The following is a 2,857-nucleotide window of genomic DNA, read 5'->3' on the forward strand; positions in this document are numbered from 1 at the left end:
CCGCCCGCCGCCCCCCGCCGCCGATGCCCGTGCCGCCTTCCGCCGTATCCGCCCCCCTCAACGACGCCTCGCGCGCCGCGGCGTGGCGCGTGCGCGCCCGGCCCGGGCTGCGCGTAGCCCGGGCCGGGCGCGCATGAACCAGGCCGCCGCGCCCGCGCCGTTCGACGGCAAGGCTTTCGTCAAGCAACTCAGCACCGCGCCGGGCGTGTACCGGATGATCGGCGCGGACGACGGCGTGCTCTACGTCGGCAAGGCCGGCGCGTTGAAGAACCGCGTCTCCAGCTATTTCAACGCCACGCCCAAGTCGGCGCGGATCATGTCGATGCTGGCGCAGACGGTGCGGATGGAAGTCACCGTCACCCGCACCGAGGCCGAGGCGCTGATCCTCGAGAACCAGCTCATCAAGTCGCTCAAGCCGCGCTACAACGTGCTGCTGCGCGACGACAAGAGCTACCCCTACGTGCTGATGACCAACGAGGCCTGGCCGCGCATCGCCATGCACCGCGGGCCGCGCGCGGTGCCGGGGCGCTATTTCGGCCCCTACGCCAGCGTCGGCGCGGTGCGCGACACGCTCAACCTCATGCACAAGCTGTTCCGCCTGCGCAGCTGCGAGGACAGCGTGTTCCGCAACCGCTCGCGGCCGTGCCTGCAGCACCAGATCGGCCGTTGCAGCGCGCCCTGCGTCGGCCTGGTGCCGGCGCGCGAATACGCCGAGAGCGTGCGCCAGTCCGGCCTGTTCCTGGAGGGGCGCAGCGACGAACTCACCGACGAACTCGGCCGCGACATGGAGGCGGCCAGCGCGCGCCTGGACTTCGAGGACGCCGCGCGCCTGCGCGACCTGATCGCCAGCATCCGCAGCCTGCAGGCGCGCCAATACGTCGACGGCCGCGCCGCCGACCTGGACGTGCTGGCGGTGGCGATGCAGGGCGTGTCGGCCTGCGTGCTGCTGCTGGCATTCCGCGACGGCCGCAACCTCGGCACGCGCGCGTTCTTTCCCAAGACCAACGGCAGCGACAGCCCCGAGGAAGTGCTGGCCGCGTTCGTGTCGCAGTACTACGCCGAGCAGCCGCCGCCGCGCGAGATCGTGCTCGACCGCGACCTGCCCGAGCGCGAATTGCTCGAACACGCGCTCTCCAGCTCGGGCGAGCGGCGAGTGCAGATCAAGCACAACGTGCGCGGCGAACGCGCCGGCTACCTGGACATGGCGCGGCGCAACGCCGAATTGTCGCTGGGCGCCGAGCTGACCAGCCACGCTGCGCAACTGGCCCGCGCCGAGGCCCTGCGCGAGCTGTTGCGCATGCCGGCGCTGCCGGGACGGATCGAGTGTTTCGACATCAGCCACACCATGGGCGAGGCGACCGTGGCCTCGTGCGTGGTGTTCGACGCCGAGGGCCCGGTGCGCGGCCAATACCGCCGCTACAACATCGCCGGCATCACCGAGGGCGACGATTACGCGGCGATGAACCAGGCGATCTCGCGCCGCTTCCGTCGCGCGGTCGAGGAGGACGGCGTGCTGCCCGACGTCCTGCTGATCGACGGCGGCGCCGGACAGGTGGCGCAGGCGCGTGCGGCGCTGGACGAGTTGGGCGTGGAGGGCGTGATCCTGGTCGGCGTGGCCAAGGGCCCGGCGCGCCGTCCCGGCGACGAGGAACTGCTGCTGCCCGACGGCCGCGTGGTCCATCCGGGCGCGGAGTCGCCGGCCCTGCAACTGGTCCAGCAGGTCCGCGACGAGGCGCACCGTTTCGCCATCACCGGCCACCGCGGGCGTCGGCAGAAGGCCCGCAACAGCAGTAGGCTGGAGGACATCCCCGGCATCGGGCCGCGCCGGCGCGCTAATCTGTTGCGGCACTTCGGCGGCCTGGGCGGGCTCAAGGCCGCCGGGATCGAGGAGATCGCGCGGGTGGAGGGCGTCAACGAGGCCTTGGCCGAGCGCATCTACGCCGCCCTGCACGGGTTGGAGGCGCCGGCCGAGCCGGCCGCCGCAGCGCCGGCGGGGCGGGGCAGGAAACAACGGGGCGGGGCCGAGGAGGCCGCGCCCGACGGCAAGCGGAGCGAGCAATGAAGTTGACCATACCCACCATGCTGACCCTGGCCCGGATCGTCCTGATCCCGGTGCTGGTAGTGGTGTTCTTCCTCGACTATCCGTGGACCAATTTCGCCGCCGCGTCGATCTTCGCCTTCGCCTCGATCACCGACTGGCTCGACGGCTGGATCGCCCGCCGCTACAACCAGTACTCGGCCTTCGGCGCCTTCCTCGACCCGGTCGCCGACAAGCTGATGGTGGCGGTGGCGCTGTTGTTGATCGTGCAGAAGCATCCGACCGTGTGGATGACGCTGTGGGCGGCGGTGATCGTCGGCCGCGAAATCGCCGTATCGGCGCTGCGCGAATGGATGGCCGAGCTGGGCCAGCGCGCGGCGGTCAAAGTGGCCGCGATCGGCAAGATCAAGACCATCGTGCAGATGGTCGCGCTGGTTTGCCTGTTGTATCAGGAACCCTTGTTCGGCCTGCCGATTTTTCCGATCGGCGAATGGCTGCTCGCGGCGGCGGCGCTGCTCACTTTGTGGTCGGGGCTGGCGTATTTGCGCGCGGCATGGCCTATAATGCTCGCCGACGAGAACAAGCCTTCGACCTGATCGGCAACGAGACGGTCGCTGCGCAGCGGATCCCGCACACGGAAACGCAGCGCAGGGCGGTCTAACCGGTCAAGCCGGTTTGACCGGTTCCCGGAACGGGTCCGACGCGGTCCCGGGGCGTGAAGAAAGGTGTTGACACTTTCGCTTCCATGCCTAAAATATCGCTTCCTCAGCGGGAATAGCTCAGTTGGTAGAGCACGACCTTGCCAAGGTCGGGGTCGCG

1 protein-coding gene and 1 pseudogene are annotated in these 2,857 nt (G+C 70.0%); both read left to right on the forward strand.

From position 1 onward, the window contains the following. Nucleotides 1-133: 133 nt before the first annotated feature. Nucleotides 134-1,984 (forward strand): annotated as a pseudogene (uvrC, locus tag TX83_RS19300) (excinuclease ABC subunit UvrC); the annotation flags it as partial. A gap of 74 nt (nucleotides 1,985-2,058) precedes the next feature. Beyond that, a complete protein-coding gene (pgsA, locus tag TX83_RS19305) occupies nucleotides 2,059-2,634 on the forward strand; it encodes a CDP-diacylglycerol--glycerol-3-phosphate 3-phosphatidyltransferase (protein ID WP_064749625.1) in 576 nt (191 codons plus the stop codon). Nucleotides 2,635-2,857 lie beyond the last annotated feature (223 nt).

Source organism: Lysobacter antibioticus HS124 (assembly GCF_000336385.2).
In the GTDB taxonomy this organism is placed as follows: Bacteria; Pseudomonadota; Gammaproteobacteria; order Xanthomonadales; family Xanthomonadaceae; genus Lysobacter; species Lysobacter firmicutimachus.